The organism is Pseudooceanicola lipolyticus (assembly GCF_002786325.1).
Taxonomy (GTDB): domain Bacteria; phylum Pseudomonadota; class Alphaproteobacteria; order Rhodobacterales; family Rhodobacteraceae; genus Pseudooceanicola_C; species Pseudooceanicola_C lipolyticus.
In genome coordinates, this window is sequence record NZ_PGTB01000001.1 from 179,368 (window position 1) to 198,518 (window position 19,151).

20 protein-coding genes are annotated in these 19,151 nt (G+C 63.6%); 12 read left to right on the plus strand and 8 right to left on the minus strand.

What is annotated here, in order from left to right:
- Window positions 1-25 precede the first annotated feature (25 nt).
- Genes CVM52_RS00880 through CVM52_RS00895 form a run of 4 tightly spaced genes read left to right on the plus strand, consistent with a single transcriptional unit; the run spans window position 26 to window position 2,802 of the window.
- On the plus strand, window positions 26-850 hold the full coding sequence (locus CVM52_RS00880; RefSeq protein ID WP_172720874.1) for a transporter substrate-binding domain-containing protein: 825 nt from the start codon (window positions 26-28) through the stop codon (window positions 848-850).
- Window positions 851-868: 18 nt separating this feature from the next.
- Window positions 869-1,273, plus strand: a complete 405-nt coding sequence (locus CVM52_RS00885; RefSeq protein ID WP_100160842.1) for a Rid family hydrolase — start codon at window positions 869-871, stop codon at window positions 1,271-1,273.
- On the plus strand, window positions 1,264-2,019 hold the full coding sequence (locus tag CVM52_RS00890; protein ID WP_370741351.1) for an amino acid ABC transporter ATP-binding protein: 756 nt from the start codon (window positions 1,264-1,266) through the stop codon (window positions 2,017-2,019). Before CVM52_RS00885 ends, CVM52_RS00890 begins: the two co-directional genes overlap by 10 nt.
- A gap of 12 nt (window positions 2,020-2,031) precedes the next feature.
- Window positions 2,032-2,802: an amino acid ABC transporter permease gene (locus CVM52_RS00895; RefSeq protein ID WP_205964840.1), complete on the plus strand. Its 771-nt coding sequence runs from the start codon at window positions 2,032-2,034 to the stop codon at window positions 2,800-2,802.
- 124 nt (window positions 2,803-2,926) lie between these two features.
- Here CVM52_RS00895 and CVM52_RS00900 read toward each other — a convergent pair whose 3' ends face one another.
- On the minus strand, window positions 2,927-4,606 hold the full coding sequence (locus CVM52_RS00900) for a phosphoenolpyruvate hydrolase family protein (RefSeq protein ID WP_100160843.1): 1,680 nt from the start codon (window positions 4,604-4,606) through the stop codon (window positions 2,927-2,929).
- Window positions 4,603-5,247 carry a phosphoenolpyruvate hydrolase family protein gene (locus CVM52_RS00905; RefSeq protein ID WP_100160844.1) on the minus strand — a complete coding sequence of 215 codons (645 nt, stop codon included), beginning with the start codon at window positions 5,245-5,247 and terminating at the stop codon, window positions 4,603-4,605. The genes CVM52_RS00900 and CVM52_RS00905 overlap by 4 nt, the downstream gene beginning before the upstream one ends.
- Before the next feature lie 189 nt (window positions 5,248-5,436).
- Here CVM52_RS00905 and CVM52_RS00910 point away from each other — a divergent pair, with 189 nt between their 5' ends.
- From CVM52_RS00910 to CVM52_RS00945, 8 genes are read left to right on the plus strand one after another with little or no spacing between them, the layout of a single operon-like run.
- On the plus strand, window positions 5,437-6,303 hold the full coding sequence (locus tag CVM52_RS00910; RefSeq protein WP_100160845.1) for a branched-chain amino acid ABC transporter permease: 867 nt from the start codon (window positions 5,437-5,439) through the stop codon (window positions 6,301-6,303).
- Window positions 6,300-7,268, plus strand: coding sequence for a branched-chain amino acid ABC transporter permease (locus tag CVM52_RS00915; RefSeq protein WP_100160846.1), 969 nt, complete (start codon window positions 6,300-6,302; stop codon window positions 7,266-7,268). Before CVM52_RS00910 ends, CVM52_RS00915 begins: the two co-directional genes overlap by 4 nt.
- A 23-nt stretch (window positions 7,269-7,291) precedes the next feature.
- Complete coding sequence (locus tag CVM52_RS00920; protein WP_100160908.1) at window positions 7,292-8,530, plus strand: ABC transporter substrate-binding protein; 1,239 nt, start codon at window positions 7,292-7,294, stop codon at window positions 8,528-8,530.
- Window positions 8,521-9,291 carry an ABC transporter ATP-binding protein gene (locus CVM52_RS00925; RefSeq protein WP_100160847.1) on the plus strand — a complete coding sequence of 257 codons (771 nt, stop codon included), beginning with the start codon at window positions 8,521-8,523 and terminating at the stop codon, window positions 9,289-9,291. Before CVM52_RS00920 ends, CVM52_RS00925 begins: the two co-directional genes overlap by 10 nt.
- On the plus strand, window positions 9,284-9,994 hold the full coding sequence (locus CVM52_RS00930) for an ABC transporter ATP-binding protein (RefSeq protein WP_100160909.1): 711 nt from the start codon (window positions 9,284-9,286) through the stop codon (window positions 9,992-9,994). Before CVM52_RS00925 ends, CVM52_RS00930 begins: the two co-directional genes overlap by 8 nt.
- Window positions 9,995-10,011: 17 nt before the next feature.
- Complete coding sequence (locus tag CVM52_RS00935; RefSeq protein WP_100160848.1) at window positions 10,012-11,217, plus strand: Tm-1-like ATP-binding domain-containing protein; 1,206 nt, start codon at window positions 10,012-10,014, stop codon at window positions 11,215-11,217.
- Between the two features lies 1 nt (window position 11,218).
- A complete protein-coding gene (locus CVM52_RS00940; RefSeq protein ID WP_100160849.1) occupies window positions 11,219-12,082 on the plus strand; it encodes a phosphoenolpyruvate hydrolase family protein in 864 nt (287 codons plus the stop codon).
- On the plus strand, window positions 12,079-12,522 hold the full coding sequence (locus CVM52_RS00945) for an SRPBCC family protein (protein WP_100160850.1): 444 nt from the start codon (window positions 12,079-12,081) through the stop codon (window positions 12,520-12,522). Before CVM52_RS00940 ends, CVM52_RS00945 begins: the two co-directional genes overlap by 4 nt.
- A 231-nt stretch (window positions 12,523-12,753) precedes the next feature.
- On the opposite strand, the gene CVM52_RS00950 is transcribed toward CVM52_RS00945, so the two are convergent.
- The 6 genes from CVM52_RS00950 to CVM52_RS00975 are packed head-to-tail and all read right to left on the minus strand — an operon-like array spanning window position 12,754 to window position 19,148.
- Window positions 12,754-13,608, minus strand: coding sequence for an AraC family transcriptional regulator (locus tag CVM52_RS00950; protein ID WP_100160851.1), 855 nt, complete (start codon window positions 13,606-13,608; stop codon window positions 12,754-12,756).
- Between the two features lie 27 nt (window positions 13,609-13,635).
- Window positions 13,636-15,066, minus strand: coding sequence for an amidase (locus CVM52_RS00955; RefSeq protein ID WP_100160852.1), 1,431 nt, complete (start codon window positions 15,064-15,066; stop codon window positions 13,636-13,638).
- A complete protein-coding gene (locus CVM52_RS00960) occupies window positions 15,063-15,695 on the minus strand; it encodes an FMN-binding negative transcriptional regulator (protein WP_100160853.1) in 633 nt (210 codons plus the stop codon). The genes CVM52_RS00955 and CVM52_RS00960 overlap by 4 nt, the downstream gene beginning before the upstream one ends.
- On the minus strand, window positions 15,695-16,675 hold the full coding sequence (locus CVM52_RS00965; protein ID WP_100160854.1) for an alpha/beta hydrolase: 981 nt from the start codon (window positions 16,673-16,675) through the stop codon (window positions 15,695-15,697). The genes CVM52_RS00960 and CVM52_RS00965 overlap by 1 nt, the downstream gene beginning before the upstream one ends.
- A complete protein-coding gene (locus tag CVM52_RS00970; RefSeq protein ID WP_306372741.1) occupies window positions 16,672-18,426 on the minus strand; it encodes an ABC transporter ATP-binding protein in 1,755 nt (584 codons plus the stop codon). Before CVM52_RS00970 ends, CVM52_RS00965 begins: the two co-directional genes overlap by 4 nt.
- The gene (locus tag CVM52_RS00975) at window positions 18,318-19,148 is read right to left on the minus strand and encodes an ABC transporter permease (RefSeq protein ID WP_100160856.1); all 831 of its coding nucleotides are present in this window, start codon (window positions 19,146-19,148) and stop codon (window positions 18,318-18,320) included. Before CVM52_RS00975 ends, CVM52_RS00970 begins: the two co-directional genes overlap by 109 nt.
- Window positions 19,149-19,151: the final 3 nt, after the last annotated feature.

Genomic DNA, 19,151 nt, shown 5'->3' on the forward strand with positions numbered 1-19,151 from the left:
GGCTCGCCAACAAGGAGACGACATGATGACATTCCCCAGACGGACTCTGCTGTTCGGTGCGCTTGCCGGCGCACTTTGCCTTGGCCTGACCATTCCGGGCGGCGAGGCCCGCGCCCAGGCGACGGAACAGACCTCGCTGCTCGACAAAATCCAGTCGCAAGGTGTGTTGCGGGTGGGAACCACCGGGGACTATTACCCGATGACCTTCCGCGAGGTCGGTGAAGACGAGTTCATCGGCCATCAGATCGACGCGGCGCGAGAGCTTGCCAAGGACCTTGGCGTGGAAGTCGAATTCGTCACCACGGATTGGAAGACAATGATCACCGGCATACAGGCAGGGCGCTACGATATCGCGATGAGCGGTACCTCGATGAGCCTGTCTCGAGCCAAGGTCGTGGGTATGAGCACCCCATGGGGCATCAACGGCTTCGTGCCGATCATCCTCAAGCAGAACGCGGACAAGTTCAGCTCTTGGGACGATCTCAACAGCCCGGACGTGACCGCGGGTGTCACGCTCGGCACCACGATGGAAGACTATATCCGCGCCGAGTTGCCCAATGCGAATGTTCGCAGCGTCGAAAGCCCGGGCAATGGCTGGCAGGAGGTTCTCGCCGGGCGGTCGGATTACACCGTGACCACACTGGTCGAGGCATCGGGCCTGCAGGAGCGTTACGAACAGATCCAAATGATCTTTCCAGATCAGGCCCGCAGCGCGCTGCCGATGGCCTTTCTCACGCCGATCGACGATCAGATCTGGCTTAACTATGTAAACAACTGGGTGTTCCTCAAACAGACCGCGGGATATTTCGACGAACTCAACGAGAAATGGGGCGTCGTGCTAAAGCAGTAAGCCCCTCCGCGGCTTGAAGTGACCAAGACCATGAACCCGAAAATCGAAACCTATTCGTCGAACCGCCCTTGGGAAGTGACGCATCGTCACTCCCGAGGGGTCAGCTATGGCGGCATTTTCGAGACCTGCCTCACGTCGCCCTCCAACCCGGACGGCACCATCATCGGCAAGGGTGATCTCTACGCTCAGACCGTCCGGTGTTATGAAATCATCCTCGAAACCATGAAGACCGCCGGATACACGCCCGAGGATCTGGTGCGCTGCGATGTGTGGCTTCTGGACACGGCGCAATACGAAATTGCCGCGAGGGCGCATCGCGACATGGTGCCGGAGACCATTCGCCCGGTGCTGTCGTTCATCGGCTGCGCGAACTTCTGGCACCCCGACATCCTGGTCGAGGTCTCGGTGAGGGCATTCCGGTGACTTCGGACACGAACATCGCCGTCCGGCTGACCTCGGTGCACAAGTCCTATGGCGATTACGAGGCGCTAAAAGACATAGATCTCGAAGTGCAGTCCGGTGAAAAAGTCATCATCTGCGGGCCGTCGGGCTCGGGCAAGTCGACGCTGATCCGTTGTATCAACCGGCTGGAGGCTCACAGCAGCGGGCAAATCGTCGTGGACGGGATCGAACTTGATGGCGATACCAAGCACCTTGCTGCGATCCGCAAGGACGTCGGCATGGTCTTCCAGCAGTTCAACCTGTTTCCGCATATGACCGTGCTTGAAAACCTCGTACTCGCTCCGATGCGGGTACGCGGTACAAGCCGGGCGGCGGCCGAAGCTATGGCGCTGGCTCTGTTGGAGCGGGTGCGAATTCCAGAGCAGGCGCACAAGTATCCGGCGCAGCTTTCGGGCGGACAGCAGCAGCGGGTGGCGATTGCGCGGGCCCTTTGCATGAAGCCGCGCATCCTGCTCTTTGACGAGCCGACATCGGCGCTGGACCCGGAAATGATCAGCGAAGTTCTGGATGTGATGGTGGAACTCGCGCGTGAAGGCATGACAATGATTTGCGTCACCCACGAGATGGGGTTCGCGCGCAAGGTGGCCGACACGATGGTTTTCATGGACCAGGGTCGGATCGTGGAAAAGGCACCGGCGTTGCAGTTCTTCGACGCGCCGGAAAACCCGCGGACGCGGCTGTTCCTCGACCAGATACTTTCACACTGAAGGATGTGACGTTTGCAAAACCCCGTTCGGCTTGCCGTCATCGGTGCCGCCCTGCTGTTACTGGGCGGGTGCGCGCAAAGCAATTACACTTGGGGCTGGCACGTGGTGTCGCCGTTTGATGCACGCGGCCTGACGAACGTGCAGTTCCTGCTCAACGGCGTCTTCTCGACCATCTCCGTGGCGCTGGTATCAATCACGCTTTCGGTGCTTCTCGGCTTGATCTTCGCTTTGCCGGCACTGTCTTCGAACCGCTACCTGCTGTTTCTCAACCGTGCCTATGTCGAGCTGTTTCGCGCCGTGCCGATGCTGGTGCTGATCCTGTGGGTGTACTACGGCGTGCCTGTCTTGACCGGATTGCAGCTGAGCGTGTTCGTCGCGGGGGTGATCGCACTGGCGCTCTGCGACAGCGCCTTCGAGGCCGAAATCTTCCGCGCCGGGCTGCAATCGGTCGAGGAAGGCCAGCGCGAGGCGGCCGACGCGCTGGGGCTGAGCTATGCCGACAAGCTGCGCTTTGTCGTCCTTCCCCAGGCCGTGAGGCGTGTTCTGCCGCCGCTGGGGAACCAGTTCGTCTACATGCTGAAGGCATCCTCGCTGCTCTCGGTTATCGGCTACAGCGAATTGACGCGCAGAGCCAACGAGCTTGTGGTGGTCGAATACCGGCCGCTGGAGATCTACAGCCTGCTTGTGTTGGAATATCTCGTGCTCATTCTTCTGGCCTCTTTTGGCGTGCGCAGGCTGGAACGCCACCTGGCGCGCAGCGACCGAAGCGCAGGAAGATCCTGAACGGCTCTGCCCTGAACGCGAGGGGGAGGGCGCCATGGCGATCAGCTCAGTCTACCCGAGGTATGGGAGTCGACTTACTCCAACTGCTCCAGCCTTTTGGCATCTGCGGCTCAGGCGGACAGCGTCACACCTCCAAGCGATATTTGTTGATTTTGTTGTAAAGCGTTCGAGTGCTCATTCCGAGTTCTTGTGCCGTCTTTCCCCGGTGGAACCCATTGCGCAACAAGGCGTCGGCAATCCAGTCCCGTTCGGTTCTGGGACGCTCGGCCCCTGCCTGTGGCAAGCCGGTGTTCACATCGGAAAGGATGTTCTGATCAAGGGGGCCGAGGTGGCGCTGGCCGACGATGCCATCGGCGCTGTTGATGGCGCGACGAACGATGTGGCGCAGCTCTCTGACGTTGCCCGGCCAGTCATATTCGAGCAACCGGCGCAGGGCGGCATTGGTAAAGCGTGGCGTGTCGCCCAGAGCCTCGCGGCCGAAATGCAGCGCCAGTTCCGGGATGTCGTCAGGGCGCTCACGCAGCGGCGGCAGGGCCAGCTCTTCGGCGGCGAGCCGGAAGTAGAGATCGCGGCGGAAGTGATCGCTGCTGCGGGGGTCAATTGAGCTGGTGGCGATGATCCTGGCGCGCACCTGCCGCGCAGAGGTCTCGCCGATGCGCTGTATCAGGCCCTCGTCAGCGAAGCGTAGCAGCTGGCCCTGATGTCCAGGGGAGAGGGCGACGACCTCTTCGAGGATGGCTGTTCCGCCAGAGGCCAGCTCCAGCGCACCTCGCGAAGTGGCCGTGCCGAGCAGCAGGGCGCTGCCGTCCTGCTCCGTCAGGCTGGGGCAGTCGATCACCACCGGCGCACGGCGGGTGCGGCGCCCGGAACCGTGCAGCACCCGTGCCGCCAGCGTCTTGCCGGTGCCGGTTTCGCCGCGGATCAGCACCGGGTCGTCGCGGTGCGCAAGATCGCGCAGCCTGCGCCGCGCCTCCTGCATCGAATGCGACGATCCGACCAGCGCGGCGTCTGCCGTGGTTTCGGCCGCCTCGACTGCGGCAAGCCGTGGGATCGCCTTGAAGCTTTCGGCCACGTCCCGCAGCGTCTGTTCCAGCGGGATGCGGTCCAGCGTCGAGCCGGCGATATAGCCCTGGGCGCGGCTGATCCGGGTCACCGCCAATGCCTTTTCCGGCGAGGTAATGGGGCCGCCGATGCAGAGCTTTTCGATCGGGGCCGGGATACCAGCGAGGATGCGGTTGATCTGGGCCGCCGCGCTTTCCACGCTCCAGCGCGTGGAAACGCCGGTGCTGCCGCCGGTAAAGCCGATATTGACGCAAATGGTGCCGGCACCTGCCTGCACCATCGCATGTGCCTGCGCGTTCGACACCACGTGCGCCAGCGCCTGCAGCCCGCGGGCAGAGGCCTGGCGCACCAGTTCGAGCTCGCGGTCAAAGCCCAGTCCCTCCCGGTCGAGCACGGTGGCAATGCGGCCGTCGAGCAGCGAGGTCGGAGGGAAGTTGCAGACGCCGGAAAATCCCAGCTCGCGGGTCCTGTCGACCAGCGCCGCGATGTCGAGCCCGGGGTCCGATACGCTGAGCCCGGCAAAGACCGGCGCCTTGCATCGCCCGAGGATCTCGCGTTCGGCAAATTCGAAGACCCAGTCATTTGCCGAGCGCACCGGGAGGTAGGATGTGAGCGAGGAGGCGCCCTGTACCCGGAACCGCCCGGCATTGAGCGCCAGCAGGTAATCGGCCCCGGCGCTGTCGGCGGCCTGTGCCGTCATGCCCGAGCCGACCACGGCACCGAAACGAAAATCGCGGCTCATGTCGGGGCGACCTCCAGGTGGACGAAGCCGTCGACCTTCAACCGGTGTAGCCCCAGCTGGTCATCGTGCAGGGCAGAGGTATAGGCCAGGATCTCGGACTTCGGCTTTTCGCGGCGGATCGCATCGACGATGGATTGCAGCGCGGCACGGTAGATGCCCTCCCTCGCCAAATCCGGGGCGTCGTGCAGGCCGGGGTGCAGCACCAGCCGTTGCAGACCGGCATCAAGCGCCTGGCGCGCCTGATCGAGCGAGACGAAGAAGGCCATCGTCTCAAATCCGGCCTGGGCGGCCCGGGCGAGATAGCCGTATTCGAATTCCGGGGTGGCCGGGATGGTGGACATGGATTGCCGCGTGGTGCCTTCCAGCAGGATCGACGAGGGCCAATTCGTCACGCCGCGATACCCGGCTGCGCGCAGGGCCGCGTGAAAGGCCGCCTCGGTGCCAAAGGGATCGCTCGCCAGCACACCGGCCCAGCGGCCATGGCCCGGTGTCTCGCGCAGGACGCGGTTGTGGTCCATCCGCGGCATGACAAAGGCCAGATCGGCCTGGGTTTCCGTCAGCCCGACGAGGCAGGGACAGAAGATTGTGTCGAGGCCGTCGGTGCGGGGGGCGTCATGGCCGGTGATGATGAAATGCTGCATGCCGGCAGTTCAGCAGGTTTCAGCATAATTCGGAAGCAATTTCTGAAAAGTACCGAGATTGGTGGTGGCGCGCCGGGCGCCATCGTCATAAGTTACTGAAAATAATGAAATATTTTTCCGTGAAGGCGCGCGTCCTACCGTTGTTGCATGCCGCCTTGGGCTGTCCAATACCAAACCAGGGGAGGCACAATGACACTATTCTTCATCGTGACGCTGAACGGCCTGACGCTGGCGGCGCTCTATTTTCTGGCCGCCAGCGGCTTCAGCCTGATCTTCGGGTTAATGCGCACCATCAACATGGCGCATGGCGCCTTGTTGCTACTGGGAGGCTATGTGGGCTTCAGCGTGACCGAAGCCACCGGCCTCTGGGGGCTGGGGGTGCTGGGCGGCGGCCTTGTGGCGGCCTTCGCGGGGGCGCTGGTGCAGTTCGGGGTGCTGGGTTGGATGCAGGGCGACGAGCTGCGCCAGACCCTCGCCTCGATCGCGATCTCGATCATCATGGCCGATCTGATGCTCTGGTATTGGGGCGGGATCACCTATCAGGTGGAGCTGCCAGAGATGCTTGCGGGCGGCCAGCGCCTGCCGCTGCTTGGGGTGGGGTATGCCAGCATTCGCCTGGCTCTGATGGGGTTTGCGCTGGTCACCGGCGTGGCGCTTTGGCTGCTGATCCAGAAGACGCGGTTTGGCGCCGTGATCCGCGCCGGTGTCGACGACCAGGCAATGCTGCGGGCGCTTGGCTTCCCGATCGAACGGATCTTCATCGGCGTCTTCGCGTTGGGCGGAATGTTGGCGGGCATGGCTGGCGTGGTGGCGGCCTCGGCGCTGTCGATCGCGCCAGGCACCGATCTGCAATTCCTGCTGTCCTCGCTGGTCGTGGTCATCGTCGGCGGCATGGGGTCGGTCGGCGGCGCGGCTCTGGGTGCGCTTCTGGTCGGGCTCGCCGAGCAATACGGTCTGGCCTATGCGCCGACCTATGGCGCGGTTTTCACCTTTGCAATCATGGTTCTGGTCTTGGCGGTGCGGCCGCAGGGGCTGATGGGAAAGGCTGAGGCATGAAATATGCTCCGCTCCTGATCGGGCTGCTGTCGCTGCCCTTTTTGCTGAACGATTTTTGGCTGACCCAGGTCGCCACGCGGGCGCTGATCCTCGGCATCACCGCGTTAAGCCTCAGCTTTCTCGCGACCTATCTGGGTGTCGTCTCCTTTGCCCAAGCGATGATGGCGGGTGTCGGGGGCTATACCATCGCCTTTTTCGGGCCGAATACGGTGGAGGTCGGGCGCGAACTGCCGTTCTGGCTGTCGATCCCGTTGGCGCTGGCGCTGGCGACGCTGACCGGCGCGCTGACCGGCCTGATCGCACGGCGCTCGCGCGGCATCTACGCAATCATGATCACGCTCGCCATCGGCGTGGCCTTCTTCTACTTCACCCGGCAGAACTATTCCCTGTTCAACGGCTGGACCGGGTTCTCCGGTGTCCGCGCCCCTGAGGTCATGGGCATCAGTCTACGTGCGCCGGCGCCGCTCTACCTGACAAGCCTCGCAGTCTCGGTGATGGCGCTGGCTCTCGTGGCGGGCTTTGTCCGCGCGCCTCTGGGGCTGACCATCCAAGCGTTGCGCGACTCGCCGGGCCGGGTGCGCGCCTTGGGCATTCCGACGACACTTCCTATTGTCGCGGCCTTTGCCTTTTCGGGCTTTCTGGCCGGGGCAGGGGGCATCCTCAACGTCTGGTACAACGAGCGGATCTCGTCTTTTTCGGTCGGACTGGGCCCGATCATCGACATCCTGATCATTTGCGTGATCGGCGGGCTGCGGCATCCGGCGGGGGCCTTCATTGGCGCGATCGCCTTCGTGCTGCTGGAAACCTTCGCCGTCGACCTGATTGACCGCGACCGCTTTAACACCCTGATCGGTTTGGTGCTGCTGGCCATCGTCATGCTGGCGCCACACGGGCTGCAGGGCCTGGCAGCGGGGCTTGTCTCGCGCCTGCGGCCCGGACCCGCCACCGCAAAAACCACGACCTGACTCATCAAATGGGAGGAACCAAGATGAACAAGTTCAAGACAGCCGCCTCGATCCTGGCGCTCTGCTGCCTCGCGGCGCCGGCTATGGCCGAGGACATCAAGATCGGCGTGATCTCGGTGCTCGAAGGCGCCTTCGCCGGGCCCGGCATGGACGGGGTGCGCGGCGCCAAACTGGCAGTGATGGAGGCTGGCGGCGAAGTGAACGGAAACGAGATCGAGGTCATCACCATGTCCTCGGACGCCAGCCCGGACAGCGCGGTAAATGCGGCGCGCAAGCTGATTGAACAGGACGGCGTCGACTTCATCGTCGGACCGCTCTCCGGCTCCGAAGGTCTGGCTCTGCGCGACCTGTCGAAATCCTACCCCGAGGTGACGTTCCTGAATGGCTCCTCGGCCTCGCAGGACACCACCCTGCGCGATGCCTCCGCGAACTTTTTCCGCTTTGGCGGCGACGGGGCGCAATGGATGGTGGGCGTGGGTGACTATGCCTATAACGAGCTCGGCTATGAAAGCGTGGCCATCGTGGCCGAGGATTACTCTTTCCCCTACACTCAGGTGTTGGGCTTCATGGCGGAGTATTGCGAGGCCGGTGGACGCGTGCCAGAGAAGTTCTGGACGCCGATCGGAAACAAGGATTACTCCTCGGTCGTCTATTCGATCCCGCAGGATGTCGACGCCATTTTCGTGGTGCTGGGTGGGGCAGATGCGGTCAACTTCCTGACGCAGTACGCCCAGGCCGGTGGCGACAAGCCGATCATCGGCAGCTCTGTCACCATCGACCAGTCGGTGCTGGATTCCCACGGTCCGTTCAAGAATTTGCTGATCGGCGCCCCTTCCGGCACGCCCACGGTGAGCAATTTTGACGGCGCGGAATGGAAGGCTTTCACCGCGTCCTACAACGAAGCCTTCCCGGACGGCTTCTCTGCACCTTCGATCTTCGGCCACCACTATTACATGAGTGCCAAGGCCGCGATGCTGGCACTCGAGGAAGTCGGCGGTGACCTCTCGGACGGGCAGGAAGCTTTCCGCGAGGCGCTGGCCAAGCTGGAGTTCACCACCCCCACCGGGGGCACCATGCGGCTCGACGAAAACCGCAACGGCATCGTCGACAACTTCGTGACCGAGGTCTTCGAGCGTGAGGACGGCACCTTGGGCAACCGGGTGGTCAAGGTGGTGCGCGATGTCGATCAGTACCTGGGGATGGACAAGGAGGAATTCCTTGCCATGGGCCCCGTCAGCCGGGACAACCCCTCGTGCCCGTGAGACCCGATCACACCCATCCCAATGCCCTGGAAGTCCGGGGCATTGGGCGGCGCTTCGGCGGGTTCTGGGCGGTGCAGGACGTGAGCCTCACCGTCCGCCCCGGCGAACGCCGCGCCATTCTCGGCCCAAATGGCGCGGGCAAGACCAGCCTGTTCAATGTGCTGACCGGCGATCTTGCACCCTCCGCCGGGACCATCTGCCTGTTCGGACAGGATGTGACCCGCACGCCCATTCACAAGCGCATCCGGCGCGGGCTGCGGCGAACCTATCAACACGCGCACCTCTTCGACGGGCTCACCGTGCGCGACACCTTGCTGTTGGCGGTGGCCGGGGTACAGGGCAGCTGGGCGCAGATTTGGCCGGTGCGGCAATCCGATGCCCGCCGGGCCGAGGCGGAGCGGCTGGCCGAAGTCGCCGGTGTTGAAGGGCTGCTCGACCGCGAGGTTGCCAATCTGAGCCACGGCCAGCGCCGCCAGCTCGAGATCGGCATTGCCCTGGCGGAGAACCCGCAGATCCTGTTGCTTGACGAGCCGGCGGCAGGTCTTTCGCCGGCCGAACGGCCAAAGTTGAGCGCGCTGCTCAAAGCGCTCCCGACCGATGTGGCGGTGGTGCTGATCGAACATGACATGGAGATCGCCCTGCAGACCTCCGAAAGCGTTTCGGTGCTCTATAACGGCCGCATGCTTGCCGAGGGCACGCCGGAGGCGATCATGCAAAACGAAAAGGTCCACCAGGTCTATATCGGAGGTGCCCATGGCTAGTGACCCGCTCTTGCGCATCACCGGGCTGAACCTGAGCTACGGGTCGAGCCATGTGCTGCATGATGTGACACTGGACGTGGACGCGCGCCCGCTGGGCATTCTCGGCCGCAACGGCATGGGCAAAACCAGCCTGTGCAACGCCATCCTGGGCCTCGCGCCGCATTTCTCAGGCAGCATCAGGCTGGGCGGCATTGAACTGACCGGGCTGACGCCCGAGCGACGCGCTCGCCTGGGCATCGGCTATGTGCCGCAGGGCCGTCGCATCTTCCGCTCGCTGAGCGTCGAGGAGCATCTGGCCATCATGGCCCAAAAGGACGGTGACTGGAATGTCGAGCGGGTTTACGAGACCTTCCCGCGTCTCAAGGAGCGCCGCCGCAACCTGGGCGACCGGCTGTCGGGGGGCGAGCAGCAGATGCTTGCGATTGCCCGCGCGCTGCTGCTCAATCCGCGGCTCCTGGTGTTGGACGAGCCAACCGAGGGGCTGGCGCCGGCTATCGTGTCGGACGTGGTGGCGCTGGTCCGACAGGTGGCACGCGAGGGCATCGCGGTGTTGATGGTGGAGCAGAACCTGCACGCGGCGCTGAGCGCAGTGGAGGACGTCGCCATCATGGTCGGCGGCCAAATCGTCGAGCGGATGCCGGCGCGGGCACTGGCCGAGGATACGGCGACGCAAAAGCGGCACCTGGCGCTGGAACTGGCATGACCGAGGGGAGGAATGGCATGAAAAAGGCATATGTGGTCGGCACCGCAGATACCAAGGGGCCGGAGCTGTGCTATGTGCGCGACCTGCTGGAGCAGGCGGGCATCGCCACGGTGCTGGTCAATGTCGGAACCAAGGGCGGAGAGCAATACGCCGACGTCGCGGCGGCGGAGGTTGCGGCCTGTCACCCCGAGGGCCCGGCGGCGGTTTTCGTCAATGACCGGGGAAGGGCGGTGACCCAGATGTCCCGTGCGCTGACTGGCTTTGTGTCCGCGCGTGACGACCTGGGCGGGATCATCGGGCTGGGCGGCTCTGGTGGGTCGGGGATCATCGCACCGGCGATGCAGGCGCTGCCGATCGGCCTGCCCAAGGTGCTGGTTTCGACGCTCGCTTCGGGCGATGTCTCGGCCTATGTCGGAGCCTCCGACGTCAACATGTTTCATCCGGTCACGGATGTTTCCGGGCTCAACCGCGTTTCGCGGCGCCTGTTGGGCAATGCGGCCCATGCTTTGGCCGGGATGATGGCCAACCCGGTGCCGGAGGCCGAAGCCGACAAGCCAGCGGTGGTGCTGTCGATGTTCGGTGTCACCACCCCGGCGGTGCAGGCGATCACCGCACAGCTTGAGGCGAGTTATGACTGTCTGGTGTTTCACGCCACCGGTAGCGGCGGGCGCTGTATGGAGCAGATCATCGACCAAGGCGGTCTGGCGGGGGTGCTCGACATCACGACCACCGAGGTCTGCGACCTTCTGGTCGGCGGCATGCTGAGTGCGGGTGAGGACAGGTTGGGCGCGGTGGCGCGCCACGGTCTGCCGATGGTCGGCTCTTGCGGCGCGCTTGACATGGTGAACTTCTGGGGGCCCGAAACGGTGCCGCCGGAGTTTGAGGGCCGCCGTTTCTATCACCACAACGCGCAGGTCACGCTGATGCGCACCACGGCGGAGGAATGCGCCGCCATCGGCGCCTGGATCGGGCGCAAATTGAATGCCTGCCACGGCCCTCTGCGCTTTCTGCTGCCGCTGCGCGGCGTCTCGGCGCTCGATATCGAGGGGGGCGCATTTCAAGATCCCGAGGCCGATGCCGCGCTGTTCCAAGCGCTGCGGGACACGGTGCAGCAGACCGACACCCGCCGGCTCGTCGAGCTGGACCTGCATATCAACGATCCCGCCTTTGCCGAGGCGGCGGTTGCCCATTTTCACGAGATCACCACAGACGGGGGCGCATGAGATGACCAAGACCGGACGCGACGAAATACTGGCTAGGCTGCGCGCCAAACTTGCCGCCGGCGAGACTCTGGTGGGCGGCGGCGCCGGCACCGGGCTCTCTGCCAAATGCGAAGAGGCGGGCGGCATCGACTTGATCGTGATCTACAATTCCGGCCGGTACCGCATGGCCGGGCGCGGCTCCCTGGCGGGCTACATGTCCTACGGCAACGCAAATGAGATCGTGATGGAGATGGGCCGCGAGGTGCTGCCTGTCGTACGCGATACGCCGGTGCTGGCCGGGGTCAATGCCACTGATCCGTTCTGCGTGATGGACACGTTCCTGGCCGATCTCGAAAGGCTCGGCTTTGCCGGGGTGCAGAATTTTCCGACGGTGGGCATCATCGACGGCCGCTTCCGCGCTGAACTGGAGGCCACCGGCATGTCCTATGCCCAGGAAGTGGCGATGATTGCCGCGGCACATGAGCGTGGCCTTCTGACCACGCCCTATGTCTTCAGCGCCGACAATGCGCGCGATATGGCCCGCGCTGGTGCGGATGTGATCGTTGCGCATTTCGGCCTGACCACCGGCGGCACCATAGGCGCGCAGGACACCGCGCCCGACATCGCCGGCTGCGCCGCGCTCTTCGAGGAGTGGTCCGCCGCCGCCCGCGAGGTCCGCGACGACATCATCTTCATCGCCCATGGCGGACCGCTGGCCGAGCCCGAGGATGCACAGGCCTTTCTTGATCTCTGCCCCGGCTGCCATGGCTTCTACGGTGCCTCCTCGATGGAGCGTCTGCCAACCGAACGCGCGATCACCGCGCAGACCGAAACTTTCACGCGTCTGCGCCGCGGCAACCGTGTCACCGAGGAGGCAACTGCATGATCAAGGCCTATGCTTCCACCATCCTCGCAGTTCCTGTCGATCGCGTCTGGGACAGGGTGCGCAATTTCAACGGCCTGCCCGATTGGCACCCGGCGGCCACAGACTCTTGCATCGAACCTGGTCACAACGCCGGCGAGGTGGGCTGCGTGCGCAACTTCGCGCTGACCGACGGCTCGGGCCGCATTCGCGAAACCCTGTTATCGATCTCCGAGCCGGAGCGCTGTCTAAGTTACGATATGCTGCCCGGCGGGCCGCTGCCCTTCGTGGATTACGTCTCGACGATGAAATTTTCCGAGATAACCGACCGGGGCGAAACCTTTGCCCAGTGGTGGGCAGAGTTCGAGGCCGGCGACGGCGACAGTGCGCGCTGGCACGGGTTTGTTGAGAATGAGGTTTTCCTCGGTGGTTTTCGGGCTTTGGAGGCCAGTTTCAACAATTGAGGCGGTGGTGCGCATTACCCTTTGCCAGATCGCGGTGGGGCGGGAAGCGGCATAGCGCGCCCCGAGGTCGGCCCGAACGAGCATATTGGACATTTCGCCGTCCTCTCCAGTGCGTGGCGTTGAACATCACGACCTAGGCACATCGCAATGCCGTCGGAGGTGGGTGGCAACCGCCCCTTCTTCGTCCAGTGCCGCGAATGGATTGCGCCAATAAACCGCTGGATTTAAATTCTATCGCCGGTAGTGAAAGTCGGACGGTTTCCGCCCCACCCGTCGATGGAACATCGCGGTAAAGGCCGAGGGGCTTGCATAGCCGAGATCACCGGCAACATTCGCCACCGGTTCGCCGCGTGACAGCCGTGCCACGGCGGTCAAAATCAAGGCTTGTTGCACCCATTCAAGGAATGTCATCCCGAGGTCGCGGCGGAACAGCCGTGTCATCGTCCGTACCGACATGTGACCGAGACGCGCCAGCGTCTCCTTGCCCAAGGTGATTGACGGATCGGTCAGGATGGCATCGCAAACCCGACGAAGGCGCGGGTCCGACGGCATCGGAATGGCGGTATCGAGTTGCCCGCAACCGGCAAGCTCTTCATGCAATAACAACAGCAATGCGTCGTAAAGCGGCCCCTCCTGGCGCCTCAATTGCTGGACGATAAGACGTTTGAGCAATGGCTCGAGCATATCCGAGCCCTGGAACACGGTGCAGCGGTTCGGCAGGCCGTTCAGAAAATCCGAACCCGAATAGGCCGAGAGCATACAGACCTCTTCCTGTGCCTGCGCAAGATGCATCTCGCCCGGCGGAATCCAGATCGCGTGACCCGCGGGTACGATATAGGTCGTTCTGTCGGTCACCATCGAAATAAAGCCAGAGCGGATAAACGAGACCTGGCCGTGGCGATGACTGTGATAATTCGAGGCGAAACCGGAGGTGTAGACGCTCTCGATCGCGAACAGCCTCTCGCTTTCCGAAGTCAACCTGGCGACGAGACGGCGGGTCTCGTCCATGGCTTCGGTGTAGAGCCGGTGCGCACCATGCACCGAAAGCATCTCGGGCGGTAGGACAGAGCGTTGATCCAGGGCCATAATAGTTATCTTGTTAGCATTCTGAGATCAGGCAGGTTCGCTTTCTGCCTGGGGGATGGGATCGAACGGCGCGATGGGACCCATGGCGCGTTCCAGCACCGCAGCAGCTTCCAGCAGCAGGCGGTCGCCGAAGCGGTTTGCAAGCAATTGCACGCCCATCGGCGCTCCGGGCCGAGTTCCCACGGGCACGCTGATACCGGGCAACCCGATAATTGGCGTACCCGTCATCGGAGCACAGGTTCGGCGGAACCAGTCGCCATCGGCACCGGGCGAGACATCGTAATCATCAACATAGGGCTTCGCCCAGTTGGTTGCGGTCAACACCAGCGGGTATTCCTGGAAGAACACCTGCCACTGGCGCAGCAGAGTGCTTCGCCGTGCAAATTCCGCCAAAAAGCTGTCGCGGTCTGACAGGTCGGGCACATCTTCAAGCAGCAGCGCCAGCGCCGCCTTCATTTTCGAGTCGCCATGCGTCTCCATCAAGGGGCCAAGGCCCGCACGCATTTCGTTGCCGAGGATGAGGTGCCAGTATTCGACGAGTTCTTGGAACGATGGTGGCGGCGTCTCCACGACCTCATAACCGCCATCGCGTAGCATGGCACCCGCCTGTCGTATGGCGGCGGAAACCTCCGTATCAGCGGGACACTCTGCGGTTTCGGCCAGCATCGCCACTCGGCAGGGTGCACCGGTCAACGGATCAAATAGCCGGCCGGCGGGAACCTGCATCACCTCGCGCGGGTCGTAGCCGCAAAGCGCCTCCATCGACAATCGAATATCCTCGACGGTGCGGGCGAGGGGCCCCTGGACTGCGGAAAGTTGCGAGACGATCTTGCGCTCAGGTGCCGTGCCCGAGAAGGCCGGCGCAAGGCCGAGCGTCGGCCGCAAGCCGTAGACGCCATTGCAATAGGCCGGATAGCGCACCGAACCGCCGATATCGTTGCCATGCGCCACAGCCCCGATCCCCACGGCAACCGCGGCGCCTGCCCCGCCGGACGAGCCGCCGGGCGTCAAACGCGCATCATGCGGATTGCGTGTGGCGCCATGGAGGTCGTTGTTCGTGAAGGCGCGCATCGAAAAACAAGGCGTATTGGTCCGCCCTATGATCACCGCGCCCGACGCTTTGAGATTGCGCACCACCGAGCCATCCTGATCGGCGATCAGATCCTTATAGGCAACGACCCCGTTTGTGGTGGCACGGCCCGCGTAATCGACGTTGATCTTGATCGTGAGCGGAACACCGTGCAGCGGCCCCAAGGTACGGCCCTGCGAGCGTGCTTGATCCGCCGCCCGCGCCGCTTCCAGCGCCTCATCAGGCATGGGATCCACCACGGCATTGATGGTTGGGTTCGCTGCGTCCATCCGCGCCAGCGCGCTTGTCGTCGCCTCGACCGAGGTTATGTCACCTGCGGCTATGGCCGTTGCCAAACGCGAAGCGGACCAGCTCCAAAGGTCGCTCACTTTGCACTTTCCTTCATCCTGTCCAGCCTGGACATGAAACAGGCGGTCTCCGCGCCCTCTGCCCTGTTGGACAAGGCGGCGCGAACCCCGGCGCGGTCGGTATCGCTTTTGTCTTGGTTGAACTTCAGCTTGCCATCGAGCCGGGTGATATCCAGTTCCAGCCCAACGATTGCACGCAATCGCGGCGCCGTCATCTCCTCGGGCATCTCATCAAAGCTCCACTTGGTCTCGGCTGGCTGAAACTGCCCGATAAAGCGGCGCAAGAGGGCGCGCAGCGCCTCTGGATCGCGCTCCAGCTTGACGCGGCCACGCGCGTGGATCGCGCCGTAGTTCCAGGTTGGGTACGTCAGGTGATTGTCATACCAATCCACCGAGACGAAGGCATGCGGCCCCTGGAAGATGACCAGCACCTCGCGGTCTTCCAGTGCTTCCCAATGGGGGTTGTTGCGGGCCAGGTGCGTGACCAGTCTTCCCAGTCCCTGGCTGCCGCCGGGATCGACGAGAAAGGGCAGATGCGTCGCCAGCGGCGCGCCCATTTCGCTTGAGACCAGCGTGGCGAAACTCCACTCCTGCATCAACCTGTGCAGCAAGGCGGTATCGGTTTCAGAATAGGCCGGGGGAGTGTACATCAGCCGACCCTCTCGCGCAGCCATTCGGCGGTTTCGCGGATGGCACGGCGCGACACCTTCGCAATGGACATGGCCTCAAGAAAGGAGTGCACCGTTCCGGGATAAAGCCGCGCGGTCACGTCCACCCCGGCCTCGCGCAGCGCCGCCTCGAACCCGATGTTCGAGTCGTAGAGCACGTCGCAGTCGGTCATCACCATCAGCGTCTGCGGCAGTCCCGCCTTGCTGTGCGCACGAATGGGGGAGGCCCAGGGGTGGGTGATATCTTCTGGCGTTCGCATATATTGCATCTGGAACCACACCATCATGTGGGTGGTCAAAAGGTAGGACCCGCCGCCCCATTTCACGACCGATTCCGTGAAGATGTTCAGATCGTAAGAGCCGTAGTTCAGTATCATCCCCGCCGGCAGCACCTTGCCTTCATCGCGCCGTTTAAGGCTGGTGGCGGCGGTCAGGTTCGCCCCGGCGCTGTCACCGCCCATAGCCAATCGCGCCGGATCGAAGCCCAGTTCGTCGGCATGTTCAAACAGCCAGTCGAGCACATCATCCAGTTCCTCCACCGGCTGTGGAAACCGGGCCTCGGGCGCGCGGGAATAGTCGACACCGATCACGATCATCTTCGCTGCTTCGGCATATTCGCGCATCAGCCGGTCATGGGTATCAACCGAGAACAGCACCCAGCCTCCGCCCGGAAGATAGAGGAAGGCGCCCTTTGCCGTGACCCCCTCGGGCCGGTGCAGGCGCATCCGAAGCTCGCCATGGCGCGTCGGGATCATCCGTTCCTCGGTGCGGGCCATAATCGGTCCACCCTCGAACCACTGGCGCCGGGTCTCCAGCGCCAGCAAACGCGCCTGCGGGGCGCTGAGCGTTTCGCGCGGCGGGTAACCGCGCCCAGCCTCCATCGAACGGCGAACGAATTCGGCGATTTCGGGGTCGAGCACGTCAAGCGGATCTGCCGCGACGGCGGGAAGGTCGAGGGTCATGCAATAGCTCCGTTCAGAAACTGTGACTGGTCCGGGGCGCTGCGCCCGGCAAAGAATTCGCGCCCCGGAACGGCGTCCAGCAGACGGCGCGTGTAGGGGTCTTGCGGGCGCTCAAACAGCGCCTGCGTCTCGTTCTGCTCGACGATACGACCACGGCTCATCACGACGACACGGTCGGCAATTTCGCGAGCAACACGCAGGTCGTGGGTGATGAACAGCATCGACAATCCGATCTCGGCTTTCAGCTCGGACAACAGATCGAGGACCTGCGCCTGCACCGAAACATCGAGCGCCGAGACCGCCTCGTCGGCGATCAGAAATTCAGGCTTGAGGGCGAGGGCGCGCGCGATGCAGACGCGCTGGCGCTGGCCGCCAGAGAACTCGTGCGGAAAGCGCCCGAAGGCCTGCGGGCCAAGGCCGACGCGATCCAGCCAGCGGCGCGCCTCGGCGGTGGCCTCGTGGCGCGAGGTGCCGAAGGCCATTGGCCCGCGCACGATGCTTTCTCCCACCGGCAATCTGGGGTCGAGGCTGGCATAGGGATCCTGGAACACGATCTGCGCCCGACGCCGAAAATTGCGCAGGGCGTGGCGGTTCATATTGCGGACATTGCGACCGCAATACAGGATGGCGCCGCCGTCCGGTTCGATCAGCCGCAAGATCATTCGGGCCAACGTGGATTTGCCCGATCCGCTTTCGCCCACGACGGCCAATGTATCGCCCCGGTCCAGCCGGCAACACACGTTCTCGGCGGCGACCACGCGTCGTGGAGGGCTGAACATGCCCTGCCGAGTGACAAAGGTTTTTTCCAGCGCCTTGATCTCAAGCAACGGCTCAGGCGCATCTGGACGATGTCGAAAGGCCCCTTTTCCCGGCACGGCCTCCAGCAGCATCCGGGTATAGTCGCAGCGAGGCGAATGAAGGACTTCGGCAGCCGCGCCCTGTTCCACCACTTCGCCCTGTCGCAACACCACGACCCTGTCGGCGATGTCGGCGACAACGCCGATATCATGCGTGATGAACAGCACGCCCATGCCGCGTTCGCGTTGCAGCCGGCGGATCAGGTCGAGGATCTGGCGCTGGGTCGTCACGTCAAGCGCGGTGGTCGGCTCATCCGCGATCAGCAATCGCGGGTTATTCGACAATGCCATGGCGATCATGACGCGCTGGCGCTGCCCCCCCGAAAGCTGGAAAGGAAACGCCCCGGCCAACCGGGCCGGATCGGGCAGGCCGACCTGTTCGAACAGCTCTTGGACACGCGTGGAAATCTCTGCCTTTGGCAAGCGTAGGGTGTGGACGCGGATCGCTTCGGCGACCTGTGCACCCACCTTCTTGAGCGGGTTCAGCGCGGTGAGCGGCTCTTGGAAGATCATCGAGATCCCGGCGCCGCGCAGGCTGCGCATTCTCTCAGCGCCTGCGGTTAGAAGGTCGGCGTCCTCAAAGAGAATCCGCCCGCCATCCGCATGCACCATTGGCGGCAACAATCCCAAAAGCGCGTGGGCGATCATCGATTTGCCCGAGCCGCTTTCGCCGACAAGGCACACGATCTGGTCGGGTTCGATATTGAAGCTCACTTTGCTGACGGCACGGGCGCGATCGGCGCCCTTGGGCAGCGCTATGGAGAGTGAATCTACGGTCAGAAGAGTCATGCGCGCGAAATCCTCGGGTTCAGGGCATCGTTCAGGGCCTCCCCCACCAAATTGATCGCCACGACGGTGACCAGGATGGCGAGACCGGGAAAGACGCTCATCCACCAGGCCTGACGGATGACCGTGCGCCCCGCGCCGACCATGTAGCCCCAGCTCATGTGATTGGGATCGCCAAGACCCATGAAGGACAGGGCCGCTTCGATCAGGATCGCCGCGGCCACCGTAAGCGAGCCGGTGACGATGATCGGAGAAATCGCATTGGGCAGCACATGGCGCAGCAAGACAGACAGGCTCGATTGGCCCTGGCAACGCGCCGCCTGAACGAACTCGCGCTGCGCCACGGACTTGACCTGCGCACGTGTCAGGCGGGCCAGCGGCGGCCAACTGACCAGCCCTATGCCCAGGATGATGGTGCCGATCGAAGGCGTCATGATCGCCACCAGGAGGATCGCCAGCACGAAATTGGGGATGGTCTGGAAGATTTCGGTAACCCGCACCAGCAAGGTTTCGATCCCGCCACCGGCAAAGCCGGCAACGGCGCCGATGCTGACCCCGATGACCAGCGCAGCGGAGGTCGCGGCAATTCCGATCAGCAGTGAAACCCGCGCACCATGCATGACACCTGCGGCGATGTCGCGCCCCATTGTGTCCGAGCCCAGCACCATGCCCGCTTCACCCGGACGGGCAAAGGGCATCCCTGCCATGTTCCAGGGGGAGCCGGGGTAGAGCACCGGCGCCAGCGCGGCGATCGCGCAGACCCCGGCCAGCAAGATCAGACCAACGATGCCCGCCGGCCGGGTGAGGAAAGTTTTCAGAGTTTTGTTCATCTT

Excerpts from the sequence above, each read along its gene's own strand:
- CVM52_RS00975 (WP_100160856.1), bottom strand. The coding sequence starts at position 19,148 with ATGAACAAAACTCTGAAAACTTTCCTCACCCGGCCGGCGGGCATCGTT.
- CVM52_RS00950 (WP_100160851.1), bottom strand. The coding sequence starts at position 13,608 with ATGGCCCTGGATCAACGCTCTGTCCTACCGCCCGAGATGCTTTCGGTG.
- CVM52_RS00905 (WP_100160844.1), bottom strand. The coding sequence starts at position 5,247 with ATGCAGCATTTCATCATCACCGGCCATGACGCCCCCCGCACCGACGGC.
- CVM52_RS00915 (WP_100160846.1), top strand. The coding sequence starts at position 6,300 with ATGAAATATGCTCCGCTCCTGATCGGGCTGCTGTCGCTGCCCTTTTTG.
- CVM52_RS00945 (WP_100160850.1), top strand. The coding sequence starts at position 12,079 with ATGATCAAGGCCTATGCTTCCACCATCCTCGCAGTTCCTGTCGATCGC.
- CVM52_RS00940 (WP_100160849.1), top strand. The coding sequence starts at position 11,219 with ATGACCAAGACCGGACGCGACGAAATACTGGCTAGGCTGCGCGCCAAA.
- CVM52_RS00960 (WP_100160853.1), bottom strand. The coding sequence starts at position 15,695 with ATGTACACTCCCCCGGCCTATTCTGAAACCGATACCGCCTTGCTGCAC.
- CVM52_RS00920 (WP_100160908.1), top strand. The coding sequence starts at position 7,292 with ATGAACAAGTTCAAGACAGCCGCCTCGATCCTGGCGCTCTGCTGCCTC.
- CVM52_RS00965 (WP_100160854.1), bottom strand. The coding sequence starts at position 16,675 with ATGACCCTCGACCTTCCCGCCGTCGCGGCAGATCCGCTTGACGTGCTC.
- CVM52_RS00880 (WP_172720874.1), top strand. The coding sequence starts at position 26 with ATGACATTCCCCAGACGGACTCTGCTGTTCGGTGCGCTTGCCGGCGCA.
- CVM52_RS00935 (WP_100160848.1), top strand. The coding sequence starts at position 10,012 with ATGAAAAAGGCATATGTGGTCGGCACCGCAGATACCAAGGGGCCGGAG.
- CVM52_RS00900 (WP_100160843.1), bottom strand. The coding sequence starts at position 4,606 with ATGAGCCGCGATTTTCGTTTCGGTGCCGTGGTCGGCTCGGGCATGACG.
- CVM52_RS00910 (WP_100160845.1), top strand. The coding sequence starts at position 5,437 with ATGACACTATTCTTCATCGTGACGCTGAACGGCCTGACGCTGGCGGCG.
- CVM52_RS00930 (WP_100160909.1), top strand. The coding sequence starts at position 9,284 with ATGGCTAGTGACCCGCTCTTGCGCATCACCGGGCTGAACCTGAGCTAC.